At 61.5% G+C, this 25,877-nt stretch carries 22 protein-coding genes and 1 pseudogene; 11 read left to right on the top strand and 12 right to left on the bottom strand.

The features are described 5' to 3' along the window. Together OB03_RS09595 and OB03_RS09590 are read left to right on the top strand one after the other, a co-directional pair. The coding region (locus tag OB03_RS09595; protein WP_461343995.1) for an acyl-CoA dehydrogenase C-terminal domain-containing protein at positions 1-685 on the top strand (685 nt) is incomplete at its 5' end. A 48-nt stretch (positions 686-733) separates the two neighbouring features. Next, complete coding sequence (locus OB03_RS09590; RefSeq protein ID WP_461343994.1) at positions 734-2,302, top strand: class I adenylate-forming enzyme family protein; 1,569 nt, start codon at positions 734-736, stop codon at positions 2,300-2,302. Between the two features lie 39 nt (positions 2,303-2,341). Here the strand turns inward: OB03_RS09590 and OB03_RS09585 are convergent, their stop codons facing one another. Further along, complete coding sequence (locus OB03_RS09585; protein WP_461343993.1) at positions 2,342-3,808, bottom strand: aldehyde dehydrogenase; 1,467 nt, start codon at positions 3,806-3,808, stop codon at positions 2,342-2,344. Positions 3,809-3,990: 182 nt separating this feature from the next. Here OB03_RS09585 and OB03_RS09580 point away from each other — a divergent pair, with 182 nt between their 5' ends. From OB03_RS09580 to OB03_RS09570, 3 genes and pseudogenes are all read left to right on the top strand, one after another. Next, entirely contained in the window at positions 3,991-4,434 is a 444-nt protein-coding gene (locus tag OB03_RS09580; RefSeq protein ID WP_461343992.1) for a MarR family winged helix-turn-helix transcriptional regulator, read from the top strand. Then, a pseudogene (locus OB03_RS09575) lies at positions 4,431-5,174 on the top strand (thiolase family protein); the annotation flags it as partial. The gene OB03_RS09580 and the pseudogene OB03_RS09575, both read left to right, overlap by 4 nt. Before the next feature lie 42 nt (positions 5,175-5,216). After that, positions 5,217-5,648, top strand: coding sequence for a hypothetical protein (locus OB03_RS09570; RefSeq protein WP_461343997.1), 432 nt, complete (start codon positions 5,217-5,219; stop codon positions 5,646-5,648). Between the two features lie 17 nt (positions 5,649-5,665). Here the strand turns inward: OB03_RS09570 and OB03_RS09565 are convergent, their stop codons facing one another. From OB03_RS09565 to OB03_RS09545, 5 genes are all read right to left on the bottom strand, one after another. Further along, a complete protein-coding gene (locus tag OB03_RS09565) occupies positions 5,666-7,471 on the bottom strand; it encodes a feruloyl-CoA synthase (RefSeq protein ID WP_461343991.1) in 1,806 nt (601 codons plus the stop codon). Positions 7,472-7,530: 59 nt separating this feature from the next. Next, positions 7,531-8,763 carry a 3-(3-hydroxy-phenyl)propionate transporter MhpT gene (gene mhpT, locus OB03_RS09560; RefSeq protein WP_461343990.1) on the bottom strand — a complete coding sequence of 411 codons (1,233 nt, stop codon included), beginning with the start codon at positions 8,761-8,763 and terminating at the stop codon, positions 7,531-7,533. Positions 8,764-8,883: 120 nt separating this feature from the next. Continuing rightward, positions 8,884-9,702: a p-hydroxycinnamoyl CoA hydratase/lyase gene (locus OB03_RS09555; protein ID WP_461343989.1), complete on the bottom strand. Its 819-nt coding sequence runs from the start codon at positions 9,700-9,702 to the stop codon at positions 8,884-8,886. Between the two features lie 112 nt (positions 9,703-9,814). Further along, positions 9,815-12,460 (bottom strand): TonB-dependent receptor, encoded by a 2,646-nt coding sequence (locus OB03_RS09550; RefSeq protein ID WP_461343988.1) that lies wholly within the window; start codon positions 12,458-12,460, stop codon positions 9,815-9,817. A gap of 196 nt (positions 12,461-12,656) precedes the next feature. Continuing rightward, on the bottom strand, positions 12,657-13,037 hold the full coding sequence (locus OB03_RS09545) for a DUF6152 family protein (protein ID WP_461343996.1): 381 nt from the start codon (positions 13,035-13,037) through the stop codon (positions 12,657-12,659). A gap of 299 nt (positions 13,038-13,336) precedes the next feature. Here OB03_RS09545 and OB03_RS09540 point away from each other — a divergent pair, with 299 nt between their 5' ends. After that, entirely contained in the window at positions 13,337-14,140 is an 804-nt protein-coding gene (locus OB03_RS09540) for a hypothetical protein (RefSeq protein WP_461343987.1), read from the top strand. A 12-nt stretch (positions 14,141-14,152) separates the two neighbouring features. Next, positions 14,153-14,869 (top strand): hypothetical protein, encoded by a 717-nt coding sequence (locus OB03_RS09535; protein WP_461343986.1) that lies wholly within the window; start codon positions 14,153-14,155, stop codon positions 14,867-14,869. A gap of 73 nt (positions 14,870-14,942) precedes the next feature. On the opposite strand, the gene OB03_RS09530 is transcribed toward OB03_RS09535, so the two are convergent. The 6 genes from OB03_RS09530 to OB03_RS09505 all read right to left on the bottom strand — a co-directional run bounded on the left by OB03_RS09530 (position 14,943) and on the right by OB03_RS09505 (position 20,295). After that, positions 14,943-15,887 carry a Gfo/Idh/MocA family oxidoreductase gene (locus tag OB03_RS09530; protein WP_461343985.1) on the bottom strand — a complete coding sequence of 315 codons (945 nt, stop codon included), beginning with the start codon at positions 15,885-15,887 and terminating at the stop codon, positions 14,943-14,945. 17 nt (positions 15,888-15,904) lie between these two features. Beyond that, on the bottom strand, positions 15,905-16,747 hold the full coding sequence (locus OB03_RS09525; RefSeq protein WP_461343984.1) for a class III extradiol dioxygenase subunit beta: 843 nt from the start codon (positions 16,745-16,747) through the stop codon (positions 15,905-15,907). Further along, complete coding sequence (gene ligA, locus OB03_RS09520) at positions 16,747-17,160, bottom strand: protocatechuate 4,5-dioxygenase subunit alpha (RefSeq protein ID WP_461343983.1); 414 nt, start codon at positions 17,158-17,160, stop codon at positions 16,747-16,749. The genes OB03_RS09525 and ligA overlap by 1 nt, the downstream gene beginning before the upstream one ends. Next, positions 17,157-18,182 carry an amidohydrolase family protein gene (locus OB03_RS09515; protein ID WP_461343982.1) on the bottom strand — a complete coding sequence of 342 codons (1,026 nt, stop codon included), beginning with the start codon at positions 18,180-18,182 and terminating at the stop codon, positions 17,157-17,159. The genes ligA and OB03_RS09515 overlap by 4 nt, the downstream gene beginning before the upstream one ends. Then, entirely contained in the window at positions 18,179-19,063 is an 885-nt protein-coding gene (locus tag OB03_RS09510; RefSeq protein ID WP_461343981.1) for an NAD(P)-dependent oxidoreductase, read from the bottom strand. The genes OB03_RS09515 and OB03_RS09510 overlap by 4 nt, the downstream gene beginning before the upstream one ends. A 71-nt stretch (positions 19,064-19,134) precedes the next feature. Then, positions 19,135-20,295, bottom strand: coding sequence for a LysR family transcriptional regulator (locus tag OB03_RS09505; RefSeq protein ID WP_461343980.1), 1,161 nt, complete (start codon positions 20,293-20,295; stop codon positions 19,135-19,137). Between the two features lie 102 nt (positions 20,296-20,397). Between OB03_RS09505 and ligK the strand changes: the two genes are divergently transcribed. The 4 genes from ligK to OB03_RS09485 all read left to right on the top strand — a co-directional run bounded on the left by ligK (position 20,398) and on the right by OB03_RS09485 (position 25,855). Further along, positions 20,398-21,072, top strand: a complete 675-nt coding sequence (gene ligK / locus OB03_RS09500) for a 4-carboxy-4-hydroxy-2-oxoadipate aldolase/oxaloacetate decarboxylase (RefSeq protein WP_461343979.1) — start codon at positions 20,398-20,400, stop codon at positions 21,070-21,072. Next, complete coding sequence (locus tag OB03_RS09495; protein WP_461343978.1) at positions 21,065-22,117, top strand: 4-oxalomesaconate tautomerase; 1,053 nt, start codon at positions 21,065-21,067, stop codon at positions 22,115-22,117. The genes ligK and OB03_RS09495 overlap by 8 nt, the downstream gene beginning before the upstream one ends. Next, the gene (locus OB03_RS09490) at positions 22,114-23,007 is read left to right on the top strand and encodes an amidohydrolase family protein (RefSeq protein ID WP_242915319.1); all 894 of its coding nucleotides are present in this window, start codon (positions 22,114-22,116) and stop codon (positions 23,005-23,007) included. Before OB03_RS09495 ends, OB03_RS09490 begins: the two co-directional genes overlap by 4 nt. A gap of 196 nt (positions 23,008-23,203) precedes the next feature. Further along, positions 23,204-25,855 carry a TonB-dependent receptor gene (locus OB03_RS09485; protein ID WP_461343977.1) on the top strand — a complete coding sequence of 884 codons (2,652 nt, stop codon included), beginning with the start codon at positions 23,204-23,206 and terminating at the stop codon, positions 25,853-25,855. Positions 25,856-25,877: the final 22 nt, after the last annotated feature.

The following is a 25,877-nucleotide window of genomic DNA, read 5'->3' as shown; positions in this document are numbered from 1 at the left end:
GTCTGCAGGCCGCTCACTGGGCTACGGCGCAGCCAGCGCCATCGAGACAGCAGCCAACGGTGCCACTCCCGAGGACCGTGCCGAGGCGCAAGGCCGTCAGGCGCTGCTAACCCCGTTGGTGAAGGCCTACTGTTCGGAAATCGGCGTAGAGGTCGCATCGCTGGGTATGCAGGTGCATGGCGGCATGGGTTATGTCGAAGAGACGGGCGCGGCCCAGCATTTCCGCGACGCCCGCATTACCCCCATCTATGAGGGTACCAACGGCATTCAGGCCATCGACCTGACCCTGCGCAAGGTCCGCAAGGACAGTGGCGAGGCCGCCGGTACCGAGATCGCCCGCTTCCGCACTTTCGCAGACGAAGCCTCACGCGTTCCGGGCCTGACTGCAGCCGCGACGCTCCTGACCCACAGTCTAGACGCGCTTGAACAGGCGACGGCCTTTGTGACCTCGCCCGATACGGCAGACGTGATCCTGTTGGAAAATGCGACGCCGTATCTGCGCCTGTTCGCCCAGACCGCAGCGGGGGCATTCCTGATCGAGCAAGCGCGTCTGGCCTACGAGATGCTAGCCAGCGGCGATCCCCTGCGTGATGCCCTGCTCGAAGAGGCCGACTTCTTCGCCCGCAATGTCTTGGCGCATGCAGGCGCGTTGGCATCGATCGTCACCAACACCCTGCCCCATTGAGACCAGACCTTTTCATCCACCCATGACGTGCCCGGGAGGGGGCATTCCATGACTGGACCGGCCTATACCGTTGCTCCGCGCCCGTTGGATGCGCGACTGCATACCCCGCTGAACCTTTGCCACATGTTGGCCGATGCGGTGGATCAAGCGCACGAACGAGAGGCGCTGATCTGCAATGATGTCCGCTGGAGCTATCTGGATCTGGGCACGCGTATCGCGCACCTCGCGCGGCAGCTGGCCCGCCAGATCAGCCCTGGCGATATGATCGCCGTGATCGCGCCCAACAGTGCCCACAGCGTCGTCGCTCTGATCGCTGCGATGTGCGCGGGCGGTCGGGTGGTGCCGGTAAACCCCTTCTATCCAGCGGCGGACATGGCTTCGCTGTTCGCAGAGAAACCGGCCCTGATCCTCAGCGTAGAGAGCACCCGCGACACCGCGATCAAACTGGCAGGCGATCTGGGATGCTCCGCCCCCCTGTGCGTTGACGAAAGCCTGTTCGATACGGCGTCGCAAAGCACCGCGCTGGCCACCCTGCGCGATCTGGGCGACACCATCGGATCGGACGATCCGGCTCTGCTGATCTTCACCGGCGGCACGACGGGCCGATCCAAGGCCGTCGAGCATTCGCATCGGGCGCTGATCTACTCGTTCCAGCAACATTCAACGGTCTGGGGTCTGCAGTACGACACCGAGCGCATCCTGAATGTAGCCCCCGTCTTCCACATCTGGGCCTTTGGCTTTGCAATGCTGGCCCCCATCTACCTGCGCGGTACGCTGGTGTTGATCGAGCGCTATGCCCCTGAACAAGTGCTGCAGGCGATCGGCCAGCACAAGGTCACGGTCTTTGCCGGTGGTCCGGCTCCGATCTACTACGGCCTTCTCCACTCGCCGGCTTTGAGCGACGCGGACTTCACGTCGCTGCAACTGGCACTGACGGGCGGCGCAGCCTGCCCCCAGACGCTCAAGGACGCATGGAAAGCCACCGCAAACTCCGACCTGCTCGAAGGCTGGGGCATGTCCGAATGCGCGCCCATCTGCCTGAACTGGCGGGGCGAAAAGACGCCGAACCTGTCTGTCGGACGCCCTGTTCCGCAGACCGAGATCGAGATTGTCGATGTCGAGGACGACCAGCGCGTCCTGCAAGTCGGTGAAGTCGGCGAGGTCAGGGTCCGCGGCCCGCAGATGATGACGGCCTACCGGCTCCAGACCGGAGAGCCTGACCTGTCGTTGCGAAACGGCTGGCTCTACACCGGCGACATCGGCCGTATCGACGAGGATGGCTTTGTCTCTCTGGTGGACCGCAAGAAAGAGATCGTCATCGTGGGGGGGTATAATGTCTATCCGCGAGAGGTCGAGGACACGTTGAGACGCCATCCGACCATTCAGGATGTGGCCGTCGTGGGTCAGAAGGACGACTATCTGGGCGAGACCCCGGTCGCCTTCATCGTCACCCGCCATGATGTCTCGGACGATGCATTGCACGACTTTTGCCGCGAACATCTGGTCAAATACAAACGCCCTGTCCGATACATTCGGATAGATGAACTGCCCCGCACGGGGCCGAGCAAGATCAACAAGATCGCGCTCAGGGAAATGATAAAGGGGCTGGGCGAATAATCGCCCAGCCCCTCTTTCTTTCGACAGTGCCTATCCCAATCAGATCGGGAAATGTCCCGGCAGGGTCTCGATCGTGATCCAGCGCAGATCGGTAAACTCTTCGATCACCGCATTGCCGCCAAAGCGGCCGTAACCGCTGGCACCGACGCCACCGAACGGCATCTGGGCCTCATCGTGAACGGTGGCACCGTTGATGTGGCAGATGCCCGACTTCACCTTGCGCGACAGACGCAGGGCCTTGGCGATATCGCGGCTGAAGATCGCCGCCGACAGACCGTATTCGGAGTCATTGGCCAGACGCAGTGCATCGTCATCGTCCTTGGCATGGATGACGCTGACGACTGGACCGAACGACTCTTCGGAATAGATGCGCATGTCCGAGGTCACACCATCCAGAACCACCGCATCCATCAGCAGTTGATCGGTCACAGCGCCCGAGACCAGCTTGGCCCCCTTGGACACAGCGTCCCCGATCAGCTCTGCAACGTGGCTCACGCCCTCTCGGCTGACAACTGCGCCCAGCGGGGTCTTGCCGACGACCGGATCACCGGCGACGAGGGTCTTGGCCTTCTCGGCAAATTTCCGCACGAACTCGTCGGCGACTGATTCATCGACGATGATCCGTTCGGTCGACATGCAGATCTGGCCCTGGTTCATGAAAGCGCCAAAGGCAGCAGCCTTCACCGCCTCGTCCAGATCGGCGTCCTTGAGCACGATGAACGGTGCCTTGCCGCCCAGTTCCAGCAGCACCGGCTTCAGTTGGCTCGCGGCGCGCTGGGCGATGATCTTGCCCACGCGGGTCGAGCCGGTGAAGTTGATGCGCTTTACAGCGCGATGGTCGATCAGTGCGCCGACGATGTCACCCGCATCTTCCGGGCTGTTGGTGACGATGCCCACCACGCCGTCCGGGAAACCGGCATCCACCAACGCTTCGCCGATCAGGGCGTGGGTGCGCGGGCAGGCTTCGGACGCCTTGAGGATCACGGTATTGCCGCAGGCCAGAGCCGCCGCGACCGCGCGAACGCCGAGGATAATCGGCGCATTCCACGGCGCGATGCCCAGAACCACACCGGCGGGTTGACGCACCGAATAGGCCATGCAGCCGGGCTTGTCCGACGGGATTACCTCGCCGCCGACACGGGTGGTCAGGGCCGCGGCCTCGCGAAAGATGTTGCTGGCCAGATTGACGTTAAAGCGCGCCCAACCCTCGGTGGCACCGATCTCGACCTTCATGGCCGTGACCAGATCGTCGCCCCGTGCGAGCAGCGCCTCGGCGGCTTTCATCAGATAGGTGCGGCGGGCGTTGGGGCCGGTCTCGGCCCAGGCTTCAAAAGCGGCCTCGGCTGCGTCGGCGGCCGCGATAGCATCTACTACCGACGCCGCAGCAGCACGCGTTGCGACTTCGCCGGTCAACGGGTTCAGACGGTCGAACGTCCGGCCCGAAGCGGCCTTACGCGGTTTTCCCCCGATCAGTAGATCAAGCTCGGCAGGGGTATGGGTGGACATGGACTCTCATTCCTCAAAATGGGCCTCAAATTGGGCTCGACGCTGGCCCCACAAAAGATATACATCATAATAATCATGATGTGTCACCATGATGATCGGATACTTTTTCCAACCCTACCTATTCAGCCGGGAGCGCAGCTTTGACGCCCACCCCAATCGCCGACAGTTGCCTGAGTGATCATGTGGGATTTCAGCTTCGGTTGGCCCAGATGGTGTCATTCAAGGATCTCACAAACGCCCTCGCCCCGCTGGGCCTGAAGCCGACGGACTTCTCGGTTCTGGCCTTGGTCGGTAGCCAGCCGGGCCTTCGCCAACAGGCCGTTGGCGAGCAACTGCGGATACAGCGCCCCAATATGGTGTCCTTGCTGGACAGTCTGGAACAGCGGGGCCTGATCATTCGCGGCGCAGTCGCGAACGACCGCCGCTCTCACGCCCTCAGCCTGACCCCTGAAGGCGAAGCGCTGCTGAAGCGCGCCCATGAAATCCATGATGCCCATGATGCGCGGCTATCCGCAGCCATGGGCAACATCGAAAAGTCGACACTGATCACCGCTCTGGCACGCATCGCCGCCATGCAGCCCTACATGCCGTCGGACGGCACCCATTCGAAAGAAAAAGCCAAATGACGTCCCTCGCCGATATCGAAATCCCGTATGGCCGATATTGGTCGACGCCATTCGTCAAATGGCAGGGGAGCCTGCAGCATCTGCACGCCATGAAGCTGGCCGCCCATGTCGCCAAGGAACGCTTTGGCGCATGGTCCGTCGACCCGAAATCACTCGACAGTGCCGTGCTGGGCATGACGAACGCCCAGTACCAATCCTTCTATGGCGCGCCGTGGCCGCTGCACGAGATGGGTGCCACCCACACGCCGGGTCACATGCTTACGCAGGTGTGCGCCAGCGGGGTCCGCACCGTATTCGCCGCCGTCTCTGACATCTTGCTGGGACAAGGCCAAACCGTATTGGCGCTGACCGCTGATCGATGCTCCAACGGTGCCCACATCTACTATCCTGCCCCGCGCGGGGGTGGCGGCTATGGCCAGTCCGAGGATCAAGTCCTGTACAACATGCTGCATGACGCCATCGGCGGGCACTCCATGTTGACGACCGCCGAGAACGCCGCGCGCAAATACGAGATATCCACGCAGGAACAGCACGAGATCGCCCTGCTGAGGCTGGAACAATATCAAGCGGCGCTGGCCGATGACCAAGCGTTCCAGAAGCGCTTCATGACCCTGCCGTTCGAAGTTCCGAAGCCGAATTTCAAGGCCATCGATACCGTGATCACCGGTGACGAGGGCGTATTCCCAAGCACAGTCGAAGGGCTGTCCAAACTGCGACCTACCCTTCCCGACGGCACTGTCACCGTGGGTGGCCAGACCCATCCTGCGGATGGCAATGCCGGTATGATCGTTGCCAGCAGCGAGGTCGCCAAAACCTTGAGTGCGCGTCCCGAAATCCGCATACGCATCCGCGGGTTCGGGCAGTACCGGACCGATCTGGCGATGATGCCCGAGGCTCCCGTCGGGGCCACCCGCGTTGCATTGAACAATGCTGGCATATCGATCGGGGACCTGACCGCGATCAAGTCCCACAACCCGTTCGTGGTGAACGACATCGTCTTCGCCAAGGCGACAGGTGCCAATCTGGAGACCATGAACAACTATGGCAGTTCGCTGATCTGGGGACACCCGCAAGGCCCGACCGGCATGCGCGCCATGATCGAGCTGATCGAAGAGCTGGTGATCACCGGCGGTGGGCTCGGCCTGTTTCAGGGATGCGCGGCTGGCGATTCCGCCATGGCCGCCGTCATTCAGGTAGACGAAAGGCCCGCCTGATCGGCGGGCCTTCCCTATTAGTTCAAACCGATTGTGATCGGAGCGTTTGAATAGAGCGCTTCGACCACTTCAGCCCGCCGCGACAGGATCAGGCGGCTGTTAAGGCTGCCCTTATCGGTCACCTCCCCCGCATCCAGCGACAGCTCGCCTTCCAGCACGGCTACAGCGGCCAGACACGTCGAGCTGCCCGTGGCCTGCATGGCCATGGCATGCAGCCGGTCCGCCAGCGCCGCGCGCAGGTCGGCGTGGGCCGGATACGCACTACCGGCCAGCCGTTCGCATTCTGCAGCGTCAAGCAGCAACAGCGCCCGAATATCCTGCCTGTCGGCACCCGCGATAACGACATCGCGGACCAGCGGCGCAAAATATTTAAGCGTATTCAGACGAATGGCCGCGACATTGACCCAGACACCACTCGACAGCTTGAAGTCCTCGGCTACGCGGCCATCAAAGAACATGCCGCGGTCGGGATTGTCACGGTCGATAAACCGCACCGCATCCCCGATCTTGTAATAGCCCTCTGCGTCAAAGGCTTCGGCGGTACGCTGGGGGTCGCGCCAGTAGCCGGGCATGACGTTGGGACCACGTAGTCGCAGTTCGAGCTTGTCAGCGACCGGTACCAGCTTTGCGGACACCCCCGGATTGGGGACACCGATTTCGCCAGGAACCAACGCGCCTACGCGAGCCGCCAACGAGCACGGAGCTGTCTCGGTGGCCCCCAGACTAGTCATCAATGGCGGGGCCTTGCCCACAGTGGCCACAGCCAGTTCGGGATAGCCCTTCCATACGGCTTCGGGCAGCGAAGCTCCCGCATAGAAGATGACCTTGGTCGCGAAGAAGTTTCGCGCGATGGCTGGATCCGCCTTCAGGTAAGGCAGCAGGGCATCGTAGCCCTTGGGCACGTTGAAATAGATCGTCGGTGACAGTTCGCGCAGGGCGTTGGCTGTACGGACGATGTCCTTCTCGGTCGGGCGACCGTCGTCGATATAAAGGGTGCCACCGTTATAGACGGAAATCCCGAGGTTCTGGTTTCCACCGAACGTGTGGTTCCACGGCAGCCAGTCCACCAGAACCGGCGGTTGCTCGCCAAGGAACGGGAAGGCTTGCAGCAGCATCTGCTGGTTCGAGCACAGCATGCGGTGGGTGTTCGGAACCGCCTTGGGCATGCCGGTCGAGCCCGAGGTGAACAGGAATTTGGCCACATCATCGGGGTGCAGCGCGCTATGCACGTTTGCGACCTCGGCTGTGACGGCAGTCCGCTTCAAATCTTCAAAAGCGACGGTCTCGCGACCCTCCAGCGTTGTCCCGTCACCGACAACGACGGGCACATCCAGAGGCACAACCTCGCGAATAGCGCGGGCATAGGCCGCCGCGGTGTCTACGAACACCAGCCCCGGCGTCAGCAGGTCAAACACATGCCGCAGCTTAGAAAAATCCGTCGAAACCAACGAATACGCGGGCGAAATCGGCGCAGCCGGAACCCCCACATGCATCCCTGCAAAGGCCAACAGGGCATGGGCCACGCTGTTGCCGGACAGGATGACAACCGGCCTTTCAGCCGACAGCCCGTAGTCCAGAAGGGCCTGCCCAATGGCCTTCATGTCATTGACGGCTTCACGATAGGTTGGGCCTTGCCAACCTCCGTCAGGAGCACGCTCGGCGATGAAAAGCCGCTCGGGCGCATCGGCGGCCCATTGTGCAATCCGGTCGGTCAGGTTGTCCGGATAGTCACCCAGAGTTTCCGGCGTCGACAGGATGAGACACCCGTCAGCCCTTTGCTCGACCCGCATCTGCTGGCGGGCCAACTCGGCGCAATCGCTCATTACATCCTCCCCGAAAAATAAAGGCTGCCCCGCTTCTGCGTCGGGGCAGCCTCACTGGTTCAATCTCTGCTGGTGACGCGGCGGGCGAGAAGGGCGGTCAACCCACCGGCGATCAGCATGATCGGCACCAGAACCAACATGATCTGTCCGGCTCCCAATCCGACGGCGACCAATGCGCCTGCCAGAAGCGGCCCTGCGGCAGATCCCAACCGGCCGAATGCCACGGCCGATCCGATACCCGTCCCCCGCACATGGAGGGGATATGCACTGGGGGCGAGGCCATACAGGACGGCCTGTGCACCGTTCATCGTCGCGCCGAGGCCAAGCCCGATCATGATCGAGATGACCAGCGAGGCAGGCGCGCCTGCCAGGAGAGCCAGCGACAATGCACCGAAGGAGAAGATGCCCAGCGCCGACAGAGCGCGGCGCTTGCCGTCCATCAGACCGCCGGAAACCACACACCCGATCACACCCGCAATGTTGAAGGCCAACTGGACTTGAGAGGCCTCGGAGCGTTCCAGCCCACGGCCCACCAGCAGCGTCGGCAGCCAGTTCAGCAGCAGGTAAAGGACCAGCAAGCCGAGGAAGAAGGCACCCCAAAGCATGAGGGTATTGGTCGCCCTGCCCTCGCCGAACAATACGGCCGGAACCGAAGGACGCCTGGCCGAAGCCTCTACGCCCGAGGTCGGGTTTTTCACCGGAGCAGTGTCTTTTAGCGCGAAGAACAGTAGCGGCGCGATGACCAGAGGTGCGATCCCCCCCAGATAAAAGATGGTGCGCCAGCTATCGGCACCCGATCCGATCACCATGCTGATGAGAGCCGCCACAGCGCCCCCCAATGGCATCGAGGCGTACAAGCTGCCCACTGCAATGCTGCGACGCGAGTTCGGTACGGACTCTGCGACCAGCGCCACAAGGTTCGGCATCGCCCCCCCCAGACCGACACCGGTCAGGAAACGCGCGATTACCAGAGTTTCGTAGTTGGGGGCCAACCCGGTGGCGATCGACATGACGCCAAAGATGATGACCGACCAGATCAGTGCAGGCTTGCGACCAATGCGGTCCGATACCCGTCCGCCGACGAGAGCGCCGAACATCAGGCCAAAGGTCGCGGAACTGAAGAACAGGCCCAGGGCGCTTGGCTCGATGCCAAAGGCCGGTGCCAGGCGGGGCGCGGCGACGCCCGCCGCTTGAAGGTCAACGCCCTCACATATGCCAACCAGAATGCACAGGGTCAGTATGATCCAGGCAGCCTTCGAGATTGACGGCTTTTCGCCGACATAGTCAGTCATGGCGGACCTCCCCGTCCTCCGGGCACTTGTCGTGCCACTGTATTTTTAACGACCGCGGCTCCCCGGCCGCTTATTGGTGATCGCTGATCACATAACTATGATCAGCGATCAGTGGTCTTGTTAACGCTTATAGCTGCTGAGGCCCGGGCGATATGATTTTTCGTCAATAAACTGACGAATACCCTCTTTGCGGCCATCGGTTTTATCGAGGAAGTTGAGCGACTCCTGGCGTACAACCAGATAGTTCTCGGCTTCGTCGAAAGTCATCGGGATGACGCGACGAACAGCATCCTTCGCAGCCTTGAGCGTCTGCGGATTCTTTTCGAGCAGAACACGGGCCAGGGCTTCGGTGCGGGCACGCAGTTGGTCCGCCGGAACGCTCTCGTTGACCAGACGGATTTCTGCGGCGCGCTTGCCGTCGATACGTTCGCCGGTCAGCGTCAGATACATGGCATCGCGCATGCTCAGCAGGTCGGTCGCGATCTTGGTCGCGCCACCACCCGGCAGGATGCCCCAGTTGATTTCCGACAGGCCAAACTGGGCGTCATCCGAGGTAATCGCCAGATCGCAGGCGTAGAGCGGGCCGAAGGCACCCCCGAAGCACCAGCCGTTGACCATGGCAATGGTCGCCTTCTCACACCAGCGAAGGCGACGCCACCAACCATAGGCCGCACGCTGGGCGCGACGAACAGCGACGGGGCCCTTTTCCTCGGTTTCGCGGAAGTATTCCTTCAGGTCCATACCGGCCGAGAAGGCTTCGCCCTCACCCGTCAGTACGATCACACCGCAGCGATCATCAGCTTCCAGATCGTCGATGACCTGATGCATGGCGTCATTCAGAGTCGGGTTCATACAGTTCCGCTTCTCCGGGCGGTTCAGTGAGACCCATGCAATGCCGTTATCGAATTCGACTTTTACGACGCCGCTGTATTCGCTCATTTCGTACTTCCTGTATCCCGCGGCCGCCCCAACGACCGACGAAGTTGAAAATCCAATTGTTGTTTTTGTGGTGTGATCGCTGGCCACCGGCTGATGACCAGCGATCCTTGACTTAGAAGCGGTAGCCGACCTGCACGCCGACCGAGCGCGGGCGCTGGTAGGACTGGCTGACGAAGGGGTTGAACTGGGCATAGACCGAGCAGTCGGCCGGACCGGTGGTCGAGCAGGCGGTACGACCGCTGCCGGCGTTTCCAACCGGATCGCGGCTGTTGAGCGCGTTGTTCGCGAAGACCGACACTTCGACGTCCTTGACCCGCATACCGAAGCGCAGGTTCAGCAGATCGGTCGCTTCCACGACCTTGTTGTGCGGGTTGTAGTTGCCGGTGCCATAGCCCGAGCCTTGCTCGTACTCGCCCTGATACTGGTAGTCAGCACGCAGATAGGCGTCCTGACCGAACAGGAAGAAGTCGTAGCGGGCACCGATGTTGGCCTGCCACTTCGGCACGCTCAGGGGATCGTCTTCGTTGAAGATGACTGCGGCGTTGCCCACCAGCGGCTGCGGGCCAAGTACAGCTTCGGTATATTTCGCATCCGTGTAGGCCAGCGAGGCACTGAGGCGGATGTCGCGGGTCGGACGGAACTCGGTCTGGATGTCAAAGCCCTGGCTGCGGGCCGTACCACCATTCTGGTTCCAGTTCTGGCCACAGCCCTGAGCCGAGGTCGTGACCTGAATATCGGTCCAGTCGATCTGGAATGCGGCGACGTTGACCTGCATGCGGCCGTCCAGCAGACGGAACTTGCCACCCGCTTCATAGCTCCACACTTCGTCGGCACCGAACTGACGCGGAATGTCGTCCACGGTCAGGCCGAACTGCGCTAGGCCGGTGTTACAGACTTGCGGGTTCAGCGGCACGTTCACACCACCGGCACGGAAGCCCTTGGCAGCGTTGAAGTACATCATGTTGGTCGGGGTCAGTTGGTACTGTACGCCGTATTTGGGCGTGAATGGCGTATCCGTGGCCGAACCCGAGACCGAGGCGTACGGCGCGTCAGGACCTGGACGGGCGCTGAGCTGGCCATAGTTGACCTGAGTGAAGTCCAGCGTCACGCGCGACTGGCGACCACCGACGGTCAGTTTGACCTTTTCGGTCAGCTGGAAGTTGGCTTCACCGAAGGCTGCCAATTCGGTGTCCTTCAGCTTCGCATCCAGCAGAGATACCGCAAGCGGGTCCGAGGGGATTGCCGGCGGAATGCCGTAACGCGAGGTCGTATCGATGCCGTAGAAGGCCCCGAAGGCGCCATCGTAATCACCCGGGATCGTGTAGAAGATGTGCGTTTCCATGTCCGAGTAGAACAGGCCGGTAACCCAGCTGAAACGCTGCTCCGGATTGGACGAGAAACGCAGTTCCTGCTGGATACCTTCGCGATCGTTGATGCTGGTGAAGCTGCCGGCATAGCTCGGGAACGGAGCGAACAGCGGGAATGCGGTCCGGCCCGGATTTTCGATCGTGCTCTGGACGCGACCGATGTCGTGGGATTCGCCGAGCAGGCCTGCCGTCGAGTCCTTCACGAACGAGGTGATCGACTTCACCGACATGTTGTCGAAGTCGTAGTCGTAAGTCAGCGTGACCAGATCGGTCGTGGTCTTGGACGAATTCAGGCGACCATCGGCGACGGAAATCGAGTCGTCATCCCCGAGGTAGTTGAACGGACCATAAGTCTGGGCTTCGCGGCGGAACCAGCCGTTCGGCAGCGCGCCGGTCGGGCAAGACACAGCCACAGGTGCGGTGGTCGTACCCGGGCGACGGTTGGAGTTGTTGTAGCATACAGCCGGGGTCGTATAGGTCAGGTTGTTCGACGGCTTGCCATCCACACCGAAGACGGTGGTCGCGGCGCCCGGCCCACCTTCGGTTTCAACGGTCGAGTGATAGTACGACAGGTTGAGGCGAGCGCGGTCGTTCAACTGCCACAGCAGCGCAGCGCGAAACGCTTCTTCGCTGCGGCCGTTGGCGTCTTCGCGATACAGCGAACCGGCATCATACGGGTTCAACATATCGATCCAGCCGCCGGTCTCGCGGATCAGGCCGCTGACGCGGAAGCCCAGCTTGTCCTCGATGATCGGACCACCGAAGGCTAGACCCAGCTCGTACGACTCTTCGCCGTCTTCGACGATCGAGGTCTCGGCCTGAACGCGGCCGCTATAGCCGACAAGGCTCGGGGTCGGAGTGATGAAGCGGATGGTACCGCCTTGGGACGAGCCGCCGTACAGGGTGCCCTGCGGGCCCTTCAGGACTTCGACGCGCTCCAGGTCGAACAGGGTCGGCAGCGGAGCGCCGTTGTTCTGTGCCACACCGGCGTTGTTGCGCTTGGTGAGCGCGGTGTCGTCCAGATAGACGCCTGTCGTGGCCGCACCGGTGGTGGCCACAATACCGCGGATTGCGAAGGTGCCTACGCCAGCTTGCGACCCGACCAGCGTCAGGGCCGGTACCGCTTTCTGGAGGTCGGTGGCGTCCTTGATACCTTGTTGATCAAGGTTTTCCGACGTCACAGCAGCCACCGTCAGGGCGACGCGGTTGATGTTGCTGGACTGGCGGGTAGCGGTAACGACGATCTCTTCAAGAGTGGTCGACTCTTGAGGGGCCGCCTGTTCGGACGACTGATACTCGGTCGCGAAAGACGCGCCAGCGACCGCAAGGGTCGTTAGCGACACACAAGCGTACAAAGCCGCTTTGCTGAAAGAACCACGCACCTTCGACATTTTCTCTCCCCTTGCCGCAAGTTCGCTTGCGTCGGCCATTTATTGGCACTGCAGAGAAAGTAGTAATGGAGCATAACTTTCATGGCAAATAATTTATTCTGCCGATATGCGAATTGCACAAAGGGTTGATCGGCCGACAAAAAAGGCCCTCGGGACGGAAAATCCCGAGGGCCTTTGCAGATCATTTAATTGTGAATCAGCGGGCGTTTGCGATCTGCGGACGACCGAAATTCGAGCCGTCCGGCATGACGGCACGGACGAACGAGCCGCCCGGATCACCGTTTTTGAGCGGGTTCATCGTGATGGTCACACGGTCGCCCGGCTTGAAGGTACTGCTGGACCAGCCCTGACGGCGCAGCGAGTTCGGGCTGCTGCCTTCGATGGACCAAACGACTTCGCGCCCATTGGCTCCCGGGACGGAAACCTGGATCCAGACGTGTGGATTGGTCCACTGGAATTCTTTGATGGTGCCGCGGATCGTGGATTCGCGGGAGCTGTCAAACATAGCGAAAGAGTGGTGCGCGGACGCTGGCGCGGATGTGGCGAGAGCCACAGACACGGCCAGAACTGACAACATCCTCTTCATAAACCTTACCTCCCTTATCCGGCGCCAGAGACCCGTGCGAGCGTGGCCTTCAGGCTGCCTTCAGTTCGTTTTTTGTTATGTCCGCAATCAATGATTGCATATACCGGTTTACTCAATCTCACTATGCAATCGACGATATCGAACGCCCCGCGAGCCTTGACATAGTGCTGTTTTATGTTCGCATTGACAAGCCACACCAGAAAGTATTTTGTCAATAACTGTTCTGATGGGTAATCATTTTGGAGAGACGCTAAACGAGCTCTCCGGCGGTCGGGAGGAAATCAACCACAATGACAAGAAACAAGACTCGCAGGCGTCTGCCGTACTGGGCGTGCTTCGGCATGGCCGCTTCGGTGGCCCTCATGGCCTCGACCGATGCAATGGCACAACGCCGCATCGATCCGGGAATGGCATACGACGATCCGTCGACAGTACGTGATCCGCGTGTAGAGGCCAGTGTGCCCAATATTTCGGGCGTCTGGTCGCCCCAGGGCTATGGTCGCCGCATCCAGCCGATGGATGGCAGCGAGACCCCTTGGCAGGACTGGAGCAAGCGCATCTTCGACGAGCGCGCTGCTGCTGAAGAAGCCGGCACCCCGCTTTTCGATCCGACCGCAGCCTGCCTGCCCAGCGGCAACCCGCGCCTGATCGCCAGCCCCTACCCGATCGAGATCATCCAGACGCCGGACGTGCTGTATCTGCTGCACGAGACGCACCACATGATCCGCATCGTTCACATGAACAAGCCGATGCCGCCGGTCGAATCGCTGCCCCCGACCTATATGGGCTATTCGGTAGCCCACTGGGAGGGTGACACGCTGGTCGTGGAGACCGCAGGTCTGATCCGTCACACCCAGGTCGACGAAGCCGGTACGCCCAAGAGCGGCCAGATGCGCATCACCGAGCGCTATCGCAAGACCAGCCCGACCGAACTCGAAGCCATCTTTACACTGGACGATCCGGGTGCCTTCACCGCGCCGTGGACCGCTGTGCGTCGCTGGAACCAGCGTCCGGACATCCGGCTGGCCGAATACACGTGCGAAGAAAACAACCGTAATGCGCCCGACGATTCCGGCGTTCTGCGTAACTACTGAGGATAGTGGCCAATGAACGTACAACTCCGAACGATGGTCACTGTGGCTGCAATCGCGGCAGTCACCTCTCTTAGTCCGGCCGCCGCGCAAGACCTGCGCATGAGCGGCAGTTGGGTCCTGTCCGCGCCGGTCCAAGGTTCGCTCAAGACCGCAGCAGGTACCGATGCCCCTTATACCGCTGCTGCACGCGCTGTTCTGGCAGAGCGTATGGCTGCCGGTATCTCCGGCGATCCGGTGGACAGCGCCTGCCTGCCGCCGGGCATTCCGCGCCTGATGACCACGCAGCCGCCCTTCAGCGTGCTGATCACGCCGGTCAAGGTCACCATGCTGCACGAGTTCCAGCATACCATCCGTCATATCCACCTGAACGAAGACATGCCGGCTGAAGAGGACATTGACCCGTTCTTCGGCGGGACGTCGGTCGGTCGCTGGGACGGAAATACGCTGGTGGTGACCACCGCTCGCTTCAATGACCAGATCTGGCTGGACCAAGCCGGTTCGCCCCAATCCGAAAACGCGGTCATCACCGAACGCTTCACTGTTTCCGAAGACGGCGGCAAGCTGGTGAACCAGATCACCATCGAGGACGCGGCGAACTATACCCAGCCATGGACTGCTACCCTGTCCTACTACCGCTCGGACGTGGTTCAACTCAAGGAAGATGTCTGCGCCTACAAGCTGCTGGCCCCTTCCCTGCGCGCCCAGATCGACTCCGGACGCACCCAATAAAGCCTGCCCCCTCCTCCTCAAACGAAAAGCCCAGCCGAAAGGCTGGGCTTTTTTAATGCGCTGTCGGGGAGCGTTAGCTGCTTTGCAGCTGGGCCTCCAACTGGCCCAGAATGCGGTAGCAGGGAATAACCTGCGCTACCGAACCGTTCGGCTCGCGGCCTTCGCGGATGGCGGCGACGAACTCGCGATCCTGCAATTCGATGCCGTTCATGGACACATCGACCTTGCTGACATCGACCGGCTCTTCCTTGCCGTTCACCAGATCGTCGTAGCGGGCAATCCACGTGCCGTTATCGCCGATGTAGCGGAAGAAGGTGCCAAGCGGACCATCGTTGTTGAACGACAGCGACAGGGTGCAGATCGCACCGCTTTCGGCCTTCAGCTGAATCGACATGTCCATCGCAATACCCAGCTCGGGATGGATCGGGCCTTGCATTGCATGGGCCTGTACGATGGGGCCCGCCTGATAGGCGAACAGATCGACAGTGTGCGCGGCGTGGTGCCACAGCAGGTGGTCGGTCCAGCTGCGCGGCTCGCCCTTGGCGTTGATGTTTTTGCGGCGGAAGAAATAGGTCTGCACATCCATCTGCTGGATGTTCAGTTCGCCAGCCTTGATCTTGTTGTGGACGTACTGGTGGCTGGGATTGAAGCGGCGGGTGTGGCCGACCATGCAAACCAGACCGGTTTCCTGCTGCTTCGCCAGAACGGCCTCGGCGTCAGCAAGGCTGTCTGCGACGGGGATTTCCACCATCACATGCTTGCCTGCATCCATACACGCGATGGCCTGCTGGGCGTGGATCGGCGTTGGCGTACACAGGATGACAGCGTCGACCGATGGGTCCGCCAGCGCATCGCCAAGCTCTGTGGTGGCATTGGCAATGCCATAGCGGTCTGCAATGGCGCGGGTAACATCCAGATCGTGGCTTATCAGGGTCACCACCTCGACACCGTCAATCTGCTTGAGGGCGTCCAAGTGCTTTTCACCAAAAGCACCTGCACCGGCGAGGGCAATCTTCATATCGATACTCCGGAAAATCAGCTGAGCGGTTCGAGCACGATGTGCCCCACCGCGGTATTGGAGGCAGGCACGTGATAGTGCCGGTGCAGTTCGCGAACGTTCTGGCCCAGCGCACCGCGCATGATGAGCCACATCACCATCTCGATCCCCTCGGAACCGGTTTCGCGCAGGTATTCGATGTGGGGAATGTGACGCAGGCGCTGCGGGTCTGCGGTCAGGTCATCAAGGAATTTCTGGTCCCATTCCTTGTTGATCAGGCCCGCACGCGGTCCCTGAAGCTGATGGCTCATGCCACCGGTGCCCCAGATCTGTACGTTCAGGTCTTCGGGGAAGGACTCCACCGCCCGCGCAATGGCTTCGCCCAAAGCATAGCACCGGTTCCCGGTAGGCGGCGGATAGGTCACCACATTGACCGCCAGCGGCACCACCTTGCAGGGCCACGCCTCGGGCTGTCCGAACATCAGGCTGAGCGGCACCGTCAGGCCGTGATCGACATCCATCTTGTTGACGATGGTCATGTCGAACTCTTCGAGGATGCAGCTTTGCGCAATGTGCCAGGCCAGATCCGGATGCCCGATTACGTCAGGCACCTTACGCGGTCCCCAGCCTTCGTCGGCGGACGCATATCGCTCGCCGCAGCCGATGGCGAAGGTCGGGATGAAGTTCATATCGAACGCCGAGGCATGGTCGTTGTAGACCAGAATGACCACGTCGGGCTTCTGGGCCTCTTCCCACGCACGCGTCCAGTCAAAGCCCGCAAAGCACGGGGCCCAATAGGGCTCGGCCGTCTTGCCCAGATCGATCGATGCGCCCAGCGCCGGAATATGGCTGCTGGCCACGCCTGCCGTAATACGCGCCATCAGTACGGCTCCTTCTTGGAACGCACGCCCACGGGTGAACGCCCACCCGCGATCATCATGCTCTGGTAGTCTTCGGCGCTCATGCCGGTCATCGTGCCGACGGCTTGCAGGAAGCTGATCTCGTCGGTGAAGAAGACCTTGGCGAGGAAGTAGATGTTACCGCCCTCGTCCAGCGCCGCGTTGTAGTCGCGGTTGAGGACCGCCTGCTTCTGGGCCTCGGTCATCGGCCATTCGTCCAGATAGGCCCGCTCGTCGGCTTTAAAGCGCTCGCGGTTCTCGGCCTTCATCAGGGTCATGCAGAACTGGTTCAGCCAGTAGCCTTTTCGCGCTCTGGCCGCGGTGAAGATGCGGGTACCGGGAATGTCTTCCAGCTGTTCCAGATACTCGTGGATGTCGTGGGTGGCGTCGGTCATCTGCCCTGCCCTTTCAGGATGGCATCCAGACGCGGGAATACACGGCGGGCATTGGCCTCGAAGATGGCGTGGCGCTGCTCGTCCGAGACCTCCAGCGCGTCAACATAGCGCTTCGTGTCATCGAAATAGTGGCCCGTCTCGGGGTCGATACCGCGTACAGCGCCGACCATCTCAGAGCCAAACAGGATGTTCTTGTGGTCGATGACCTTGGCCAGCAGGTCTACGCCCGGCTGATGATAGACGCAGGTGTCAAAGAACACGTTGTTCATCAGGTGACCGGCCAGATCGGGCTTCTTCAGCATGTCGGCCAGACCGCGATAGCGGCCCCAGTGATAGGGCACCGCGCCGCCACCGTGCGGAATGATAAAGCGCAGCGTAGGAAAGTCCTTGAACAGGTCGCCCTGGATCAGCTGCATGAAGGCGATGGTATCGGCGGCGATATAATAGGCCCCCGTCGCGTGCATGGCATGGTTACAGCTGCCCGAGACGTGGATCATGGCCGGCACGTCCAGCTCGACCATCTTTTCGTACAGCGGGTACCAATAGGGATCGGTCAGCGGCGGGTGTTTGAAGTGACCACCACCGGGATCCGGATTGAGGTTGCAACCCACAAAGCCCAGCTCGGTCACGCAACGCTCCAGCTCGGCAATCGAACCCGCCAGATCAGCCATCGGCGACTGGGGCAGCATGCAGACACCGACAAAGGTTTCCGGATACAGGCCGACAACCCGTGCGATCAGGTCGTTGCAACGACGCGACCACTCCATGCTGACCGCCTCGTCGCCGACATGGTGCGCCATGGTCGAAGCCCGCGGCGAGAAGATCGTCAGATCGGCACCGCGCTCGCGCAGCAGTCGAAGCTGGTTCTTCTCGATTGTCTCGCGGATATCGTCATCCGAGATATCGGGATATTCAGGCGCAGGCTCCCCCGCCTTGAACGCCGCAATCTGTGCCTCACGCCAAGCCGTGTGGGCCTCGGGCGCGGTCGTATAGTGACCGTGGCAGTCGATAATCAAACTCACTTGTTTCGCTCCCCTCTGAGCAACACCGAGGCGATTTTCTCTTCGAGGCTCTCAGGGGGCTGTTTCAGCCCCAGCGCCCCGACCTCGGCCTGTCGTTTGACGGTGCCGGAGCTCATCGCCGCTCCGGTTCCCAAATCCTCAAGTGTCCGGACGACCTCCGCCATCTCGGCGGCTCGTCGGCTGCCGTGGATCATCATCCGGTCAAGGTTGTAGTGGGCGCGCTCTGCCCAGCTGGCTTCGCTCCAGCTGGCGTCCAGCGAGCTAAGAACTTCATCGAGGACACCGGCCTTGGATGCCGCCAGCACGCACTCTGCCGTCAGGGCCTCGAGACCCTTCACCATGACAGAGCGGATCATCTTGATCGACGAGGCGCGGCCGATTGGCCCCTCGACAATCCGCACATTGGAAAAGCCAAGATCCGACAGACGCTCTGCCGCCTGCGCAGCCTTTGTCCCGCTCAGCAGAAGTGGGACACGCAGGGCGGCGGGCTGGACCGGCGACATCACCGCCACGTCCACATAGTGTCCACCCGCCGCGTTGATTGCGGCGGCCCCCGTCTGCTTGGTCGAGGGGGCGACACTGTTGAAATCGAGATAGAGGCTACCCCGCGCGATCACGTCTGCCGTCGCCTGCGCGACGCCGAGCGCCTGATCGGCCGTGACCAGCGAGATAACGGTTACAGCGCCCTCGACGGCTTGTGACAGAGCGGCGCAGCCGGACACATGGCAAGCCACATATTCGGCCTGTTTCGCAGCAGCCGTTTCGGGCATGTCGGTCAGGCGGTCATAGACAGCGGCGCGCTGTTCCCAGCCACCGGCAGAGGCAAAAGTGCGCCCCGCTTCGCCAAATCCGATAACCGCTATGCCCGATAACTTTGCCATACAACATAGTTATGGCAAATCATCGTTTTTGGACCAATCGGAATGTCCAAGGCACCATTAGATATTGCTAATTATACTCCAGAAGCAATTTCCAAAGCCTGCGCTTGCAGCACGTCTAGAAACTGTTTCTGCAAAGGCGTCGGACGCCAGTCCGCTCGGGTGGTGAACCCTATTGTCCGCGCCACATCCCCCGGCGCATCGGCTATCTTGGCCAGCCATTCAGCCTCCAGTTCCACTGCCACCTGATCCGGCGACAACAGAGTCAGAAAATCGCTCTCGCGCAAGATTTGCCGGATCATGATCACAGCACCGCATTCGATCGGCACGTCCGGCGCAGGAACTCCGACGGCCTCGAACATTGCCTCCCACTGCGCACGTAAGGGCGTCCCCCTCCCCGCAGTGATCCACGGATAAGCCGCCATGGCCTGCGGCGTTAGTACCGCCCTTGCGAGAGGATGACCCGCCCGACCGATAACCACCGGACGATCCTCGAACAGCGGATAACTGATCAGTCCATCATCACCGCGCGCCGTTCGCAGAGCGCCCACGATCACATCGATTTCGCCGTCCCTGAGCGGACCAACCAGCTCAGTGTGCGAGCCTTCGACAACTGCAATCGCCGTCCCCGGATAGCGCCGGTGAAACTCCGCAACCGCCGATGGCAAAAGGCGTGCGCGCGAAAGTGGCATCGCTCCAACCACGATTTTCCCGACCTCGCGCCCCTGCAGCATGGCCAGTTCCGCAAGGGCCGATCTCAGCTCCGCTTCAGCCAGTCGAAATCCCCGCGCGACCTGAATGCCGCGCGAGGTCAACACAATGCCCTTGCCCCTGCGCTCGACAAGGCTCTGCCCGATCACCACCGACAAGTCCCCGACGGCCCGATGCAATGACGGCTCCGACAATCCCGTTGCCACAGCGGCGGCAGCATATCCGCCGCTCCGCGCAACCGCGAGGAAGGCGCTGATCTGCGCCGCTGTCGCATGCGGGGCATCCATCAACCGCAGAGCGGCCTCGATACGGGGCACCAGCATCAGTGCCGCCTCGGTCGGCTCCATTCCTGCGGGCCTGCGCTCGAACAACGGAACACCCAGTTGGCGCTCGATCTTGGCAATCCCCTGTGTGATGGCCGGCTGGGTCAGATTCACCACGCGACTGGCCGAGGTGATGCTGCCCGAGCGGGCAATGGCCGCCACTGCGCGAAGATGACGAATATTCAGATCAAGCGGATTCATCGGCATGACTTAGTAGAAATGAATACCCATCCCACCATTTCCATTGGCGTTCGTCGAACGAAAAAATCCATCATATGAAAAACCGCTACGCTTGAGGGAACCATGGCCGGTATCGTCGTCCAGAATATTCAACGCCCCGCACTCGAGGTGATCGATGGCCTTGCCCAATGCGGCGTCGCGACGGTTCACGAAGCGCAGGGCCGCACCGGCCTGTTGGCACCGCATATGCGGCCGATCTATCCCGGTGCCCGTATCGCAGGCTCGGCTGTGACCATTTCGGCTCCTCCGGGTGACAACTGGATGATCCACGTCGCCATCGAGCAACTTCGTGAGGGCGATGTCTTGGTGCTGGCTCCGACCAGCCAGTGCTCGGACGGTTATTTCGGAGACCTGCTGGCCACCTCGGCGCAGGCTCGCGGTTGCCGTGGCCTCATCATTGATGCCGGCGTGCGGGACCTGCGCGATCTGAAGCAGATGGACTTTCCGGTGTGGTCCAAGGCCGTCCACGCCCAAGGCACCATCAAGGCGACCCTGGGCTCCGTGAATGTCCCGATCGTGTGCGCCGGTGCCCACATCAACCCCGGCGATGTGGTCATCGCCGATGACGACGGCGTCTGCGTCGTCCCCTGCGCCTCCGCTGCTGACGTTCTCGAAAAAGCTCGCGCACGCGAAGCTCTTGAAGAGAGCAAGCGCCAGCGGCTGGCCGCTGGCGAACTGGGCCTAGACATCTATTCCATGCGTGAAAAGCTCGCCGAGATGGGCCTGAAGTATGTCTGAAGCCCGTGTGATGTGGATGCGCGGTGGCACATCCAAGGGGGCCTATTTCCTGCGCGAGGACCTGCCCTCCAACGCCGAGGAACGCGATGCCTTTCTTTTGCGGATCATGGGCTCGCCCGACAAGCGCCAGATTGACGGCATGGGCGGCGCTGATCCTCTGACGTCCAAGGTGGCGGTGATTTCACCCTCCACCAAGGAAGGCGTCGATGTCGACTACCTCTTCCTGCAGGTCTTCGTGGATCAACCGATCATCTCGGATCAGCAAAACTGCGGCAACATCCTTGCCGGCGTCGGGCCCTTTGCCATCGAGCGGGGACTGAAGGCGGCGGACGGCGACCAGACGCGTGTCAGCATTCACATGGTCAACACCGGCCAGATTGCGGTGGCGACGGTCCAGACGCCGGACGGTCAGGTCCGCTATGATGGCGACGCCCGTATCGACGGCGTTCCGGGATCGGCAGCGCCTGTCCCGCTCCAATTTCTGGACACTGCCGGATCGACGTGTGGAGCGCTTTTGCCCTCGGGCCGAGCCGTGGACGAGATCGAGGGCGTGCGCGTCACCCTGATCGACAACGGCATGCCGTGCATCGTGTTCAAGGCGGCGGATGTCGGTGCCTCGGGATACGAGACCCGCGAGGAACTGGATGCCAACGAGGCCCTAAAGGCCCGCATCGAGGCCATCCGCTTGAAAGCGGGACCTATGATGAACCTCGACGACGTCACGGATAAATCCGTGCCCAAGATGATGTTGGTCGCCCCCCCGCGAGACGGCGGCGCAGTCACCGTCCGCAGCTTTATTCCCAATCGCGCGCACGCCTCTATCGGCGTGCTTGGCGCTGTCAGCGTAGCGACCGCCTGCCTGATCAAGGGGACGCCCGCATCGGAGGTGGCAGACATCCCCGACGGCCTGCGAAAGACCTTGTCGATCGAACACCCGACGGGCGAGACCACCTGCGTCATGGAACTGGACGATAGCGGTGCCGTGCTAAGTGCCGCCATGCTGCGCACAGCGCGCAAACTGATGGATGGAGTGATTTACTCGTGAGCGATACCACCGCAGCCCGCATTGTCAGCTGGCATCAATCGCCGTCCAAGCCGCGCTACCAACCACCGGCCGGCGCAGTGGACGCGCACTGCCACGTCTTTGGCCCGATGGACCGCTTCCCCTTCAGCGCCAAGGCGAAATACATGCCGGAAGATGCTGGCCCCGAAGACCTGTTCGCTCTTCGCGACCTTCTCGGCTTCTCGCGTAATGTGATCGTGCAGGCCAGCTGCCATGGCACCGACAATGCCGCGACCTTGAACGCCATCACTGCTTCTGACGGAAAGGCGCGGGGCGTCGCCGTGGTTGATCCGGACATCAGCTTCGCCGAATTGGAAGCCCTGCATGAGGCCGGTATTCGCGGTGTGCGCTTCAACTTCCTGAAGCGGCTGGTCGATGACGCGCCGAAAGACAAATTCCTCCAACTGGCGGAGCGTATCGTGCCGCTGGGCTGGCATGTCGTGGTCTATTTCGAGGCCGACATTCTGGACGAGATGCTGCCTTTTCTGGCTGCAATCCCGACCCCCATCGTTATCGACCACATGGGCCGCCCTTCGATGAGCCAGGGTCCCGATGGGGCTGAAATCACCGCCTTCAAACATCTGATGGATAGCCGCGCAGATATCTGGACCAAGGTCACCTGCCCCGACCGGCTGTCGTCTCAAGCCGCGCCGTGGGACGATTTCGTCGAGGTCGTGCGCCCCTTGGTCGAACAATATCCTGACAGGGTGCTGTGGGGCACAGACTGGCCGCATCCGAACATGCAGGACAATATCCCCGATGACGGGCATCTGGTGGATGTGATCCCGCGCATTGCCGTCACGCCCGAGCTGCAGCGCAAGTTACTGGTCGACAACCCGATGCGGCTGTACTGGCCCGAGGAAATGGGCTGAGTACGCGGCGATCTCACCACCTTCCCTACACAGGGATGCTCACGATCAGAGGCGCACATAGAACGGTGCGCCTCTTTTCAATTCGGGCGAACTTCGCTCATCAAAACTGCCCTTATTTTTAGAAAATCTAACTTAGATAACTTCGCAATACGTGCCTTAAACGCGCCTCATTATCTTTTATTGCGGTGCATCAAAAATGACGCGTGCGACCCATGCAGCCTTGGCAGCCCTTATCATGGCCAGCACGCCATGCCTTGCCTTTGCGGCTTCAGACACCCCGGCCTCGCCCTCTCCCGAGGACATCCAGCAACAGCCGACCAGCGTCTCAGACGTGGTTGTGACGGGCTCAAATATCCGCAGTGCGAACACTGAGGGATTTAATCCGGTTCAGGTCCTGGGCCGCGAAGAAATCCAATCCTCTGGCAAGTCGACGACCTCGGATCTCCTGCGCTCGATCTCGGCCAACACGGGCAACGGCTCGAACGAAACCCAGAACAGCGGCTGGTCATCGGGAGCGGCGGGCATCGGCCTGCGCGGCCTGTCTCAGAAGAACACGCTGGTCCTCCTCAACGGCCGCCGCGTTGCAAACTATGGCTTCCCCGGCGGCGGACTGTCGGACACCTTCGTCAACCTGAACGCACTGCCGATGGTGGCCGTACAACGTTTAGAAGTCCTCAAGGACGGTGCCTCGGCAGTCTATGGCTCTGATGCCGTCGCTGGCGTGACCAACATCATCACCCGTCAGAATTTCGAGGGTCTGGAGTTCGGGGCCAGCTATGGCGTCGCCGACCAAGGCGGGCTGGAAACCAGCACCGCAAAACTGGTCGCCGGTTACGGCAATCTGGAGGACGACGGCTTCAACATGCTCGTCTCGCTGGAAGGCTATACCCGCGAGCGTCTGGACCAAAACGAACGCGATCTGACGGCATCGGGCATCTATACCGACCTGCCCGGCGGGCGCTGGAACGGCTGGTCGGCCAAGGGCGCGCGCTTCCTCGTCGATGGCAGGTCGGTGCCCTTCCTGAACCCGAACGGCCAATGCCCGGAGGGTATGCTGCTGACGTCCAGCACCCCGATTGACGGTCTGCAAGGCGACACCTGCGCGATCAATCTTGCCGAGCACACCACCCTTATTCCGTCGACCGACCGCTATCAGGGCTATGTCTATGGCACCGCCCGCCTGACCCCGAACATCGAGGCCTTCGGCGAGGTGCTGTATTCCTATGTCGAAGGGGCGTCCCTGTTTGGCTCAAGCCCCTTCTTCACGCTGGAAGGCGGCCGATTTGCCCTGAACGCCACCACGGGTCTGGCCGAGCCGGTGTCGAACCTATTGCCCGCCACGAACCCGTACAACCCGTACGGCGTCGCCACGCCGATCGAATACACATTCTTCGATCTGGGCCGCACGCTGAAGACCAACAAGTCGACCAGCTATCGCGCTCTGGCGGGTCTGCGCGGCACGAACGAGCATTTCGACTGGGAGTTTGCCGCCTTTGCCTCGGCCAGCCGCGAGCGTGAAACTGTGTCGGGTGGCTTTGCCAACCGCTGGACACTGGCCGACGCCCTCGCGGACGGGTCGCTGAACCTGCACAATCCGTCGGCCACGTCGCAGGCGGTTCTGGACAGCATCCGGTTGGCCACGCTTCGCCCTGCCGACTCCAAGCTCTACGGTGCCGACTTCAAGATTACGGGCGAGTTGTTCAACCTCCCCGCTGGTCCGGTCGGCTATGCCGCGGGCGTCGAGTTCCGCCACGAAAGCCTCGTTTCGCGCAATCCAAAGGAGATCGATGCGGGGCTTCAGGTCCGTCCCGCGATTGCAGCCGTCGATGGTGAACGCGACGTCCTCGCGGCCTATGCCGAGTTCAACATTCCGGTGACCTCGACCTTCGACGTCCAGATCGCAGGCCGCGCCGACGAATACAGCGATTTCGGCTCTGCCTTCTCGCCCAAGGTCGGCCTGCGCTGGAAGCCGTTCGAGAAGTTCCTGTTCCGCGCCTCGGCCTCGAAGGGCTTCCGCGCGCCTTCGCTGTCCGAGAACTCCGCCTCGACGATGATCTCCTACGGCACGGTGCTGGATCCCTATGATCCAGACCTGCCGAACTCGCGCCAAAGCCCGACCTTCTTCACGGTCGGCAATACCGATCTGGAGCCGGAAGAAACCAAGTCCATCAATCTGGGCCTCGTCTTCACCCCGGCGCGCAACACCGCGCTCAGCTTTGACTGGTACAACATCAAGCTGGATAATCTGGTCGGCACCAACAACATCGCCACCGTCGTTCAAGCCAACGATCCCGCCGACGTCATCCGCGACGGCCGTGGCAAGCTACAGGCGGTCTACAACCGCTATCAGAACCTGACCTCGCTGGAGACGTCGGGCATCGATATCGACTTCAACCATCGCTGGGATGCGGGCGACGCGGGCTTCTTCGTGTTCAGCAGCGCCTACACCCATGTGCTGAAGTATGAGCGTCCGAACACGGTCGGCGGCCCGATCCTGAACTATGCAGGAACCAATCGCGGGGCCACCCTGCCCGCGCACAAGGCCACCAGCCGTGTCGCGTGGAGCCGCAAGGCCTTCGATGCCAACCTTACCTGGTACTACACCAGCGGCTATGACCAGGCGACGGTGGTGGCCGGTCAGGCCCACGTCGACAGCTATCACCAGTTCGACGCCTATCTCGGCTGGGCCGCGACGCAAAGTGTCCGCCTGTACGCCAAAGTCGAGAACCTGCTGGACGAGGCACCGCCGCATGACGCCTCCTTCCCTGGTGTTCGCGCGCCCTATGACTTTGGACAGTACGACCTGCGTGGTCGCTATTTCCGCGTCGGTTTCGACGTCGCCTTCTAATCCAGCCCTGCATCCGAGAAAC

The organism is Brevundimonas sp. GN22, assembly GCF_054824005.1.
The sequence above is the reverse complement of the archived record's forward strand: the minus strand, read 5'-3'. Positions and strand labels throughout refer to the sequence as shown.

Excerpts from the sequence above, each read along its gene's own strand:
- OB03_RS09590 (WP_461343994.1), top strand. The coding sequence starts at position 734 with ATGACTGGACCGGCCTATACCGTTGCTCCGCGCCCGTTGGATGCGCGA.
- OB03_RS09585 (WP_461343993.1), bottom strand. The coding sequence starts at position 3,808 with ATGTCCACCCATACCCCTGCCGAGCTTGATCTACTGATCGGGGGAAAA.
- OB03_RS09570 (WP_461343997.1), top strand. The coding sequence starts at position 5,217 with ATGATCGTTGCCAGCAGCGAGGTCGCCAAAACCTTGAGTGCGCGTCCC.
- OB03_RS09565 (WP_461343991.1), bottom strand. The coding sequence starts at position 7,471 with ATGAGCGATTGCGCCGAGTTGGCCCGCCAGCAGATGCGGGTCGAGCAA.
- mhpT (WP_461343990.1), bottom strand. The coding sequence starts at position 8,763 with ATGACTGACTATGTCGGCGAAAAGCCGTCAATCTCGAAGGCTGCCTGG.
- OB03_RS09555 (WP_461343989.1), bottom strand. The coding sequence starts at position 9,702 with ATGAGCGAATACAGCGGCGTCGTAAAAGTCGAATTCGATAACGGCATT.
- OB03_RS09550 (WP_461343988.1), bottom strand. The coding sequence starts at position 12,460 with ATGTCGAAGGTGCGTGGTTCTTTCAGCAAAGCGGCTTTGTACGCTTGT.
- OB03_RS09545 (WP_461343996.1), bottom strand. The coding sequence starts at position 13,037 with ATGTTGTCAGTTCTGGCCGTGTCTGTGGCTCTCGCCACATCCGCGCCA.
- OB03_RS09540 (WP_461343987.1), top strand. The coding sequence starts at position 13,337 with ATGACAAGAAACAAGACTCGCAGGCGTCTGCCGTACTGGGCGTGCTTC.
- OB03_RS09535 (WP_461343986.1), top strand. The coding sequence starts at position 14,153 with ATGAACGTACAACTCCGAACGATGGTCACTGTGGCTGCAATCGCGGCA.
- OB03_RS09530 (WP_461343985.1), bottom strand. The coding sequence starts at position 15,887 with ATGAAGATTGCCCTCGCCGGTGCAGGTGCTTTTGGTGAAAAGCACTTG.
- OB03_RS09525 (WP_461343984.1), bottom strand. The coding sequence starts at position 16,747 with ATGGCGCGTATTACGGCAGGCGTGGCCAGCAGCCATATTCCGGCGCTG.
- ligA (WP_461343983.1), bottom strand. The coding sequence starts at position 17,160 with ATGACCGACGCCACCCACGACATCCACGAGTATCTGGAACAGCTGGAA.
- OB03_RS09510 (WP_461343981.1), bottom strand. The coding sequence starts at position 19,063 with ATGGCAAAGTTATCGGGCATAGCGGTTATCGGATTTGGCGAAGCGGGG.
- OB03_RS09505 (WP_461343980.1), bottom strand. The coding sequence starts at position 20,295 with ATGAATCCGCTTGATCTGAATATTCGTCATCTTCGCGCAGTGGCGGCC.
- ligK (WP_461343979.1), top strand. The coding sequence starts at position 20,398 with ATGGCCGGTATCGTCGTCCAGAATATTCAACGCCCCGCACTCGAGGTG.
- OB03_RS09495 (WP_461343978.1), top strand. The coding sequence starts at position 21,065 with ATGTCTGAAGCCCGTGTGATGTGGATGCGCGGTGGCACATCCAAGGGG.
- OB03_RS09485 (WP_461343977.1), top strand. The coding sequence starts at position 23,204 with ATGACGCGTGCGACCCATGCAGCCTTGGCAGCCCTTATCATGGCCAGC.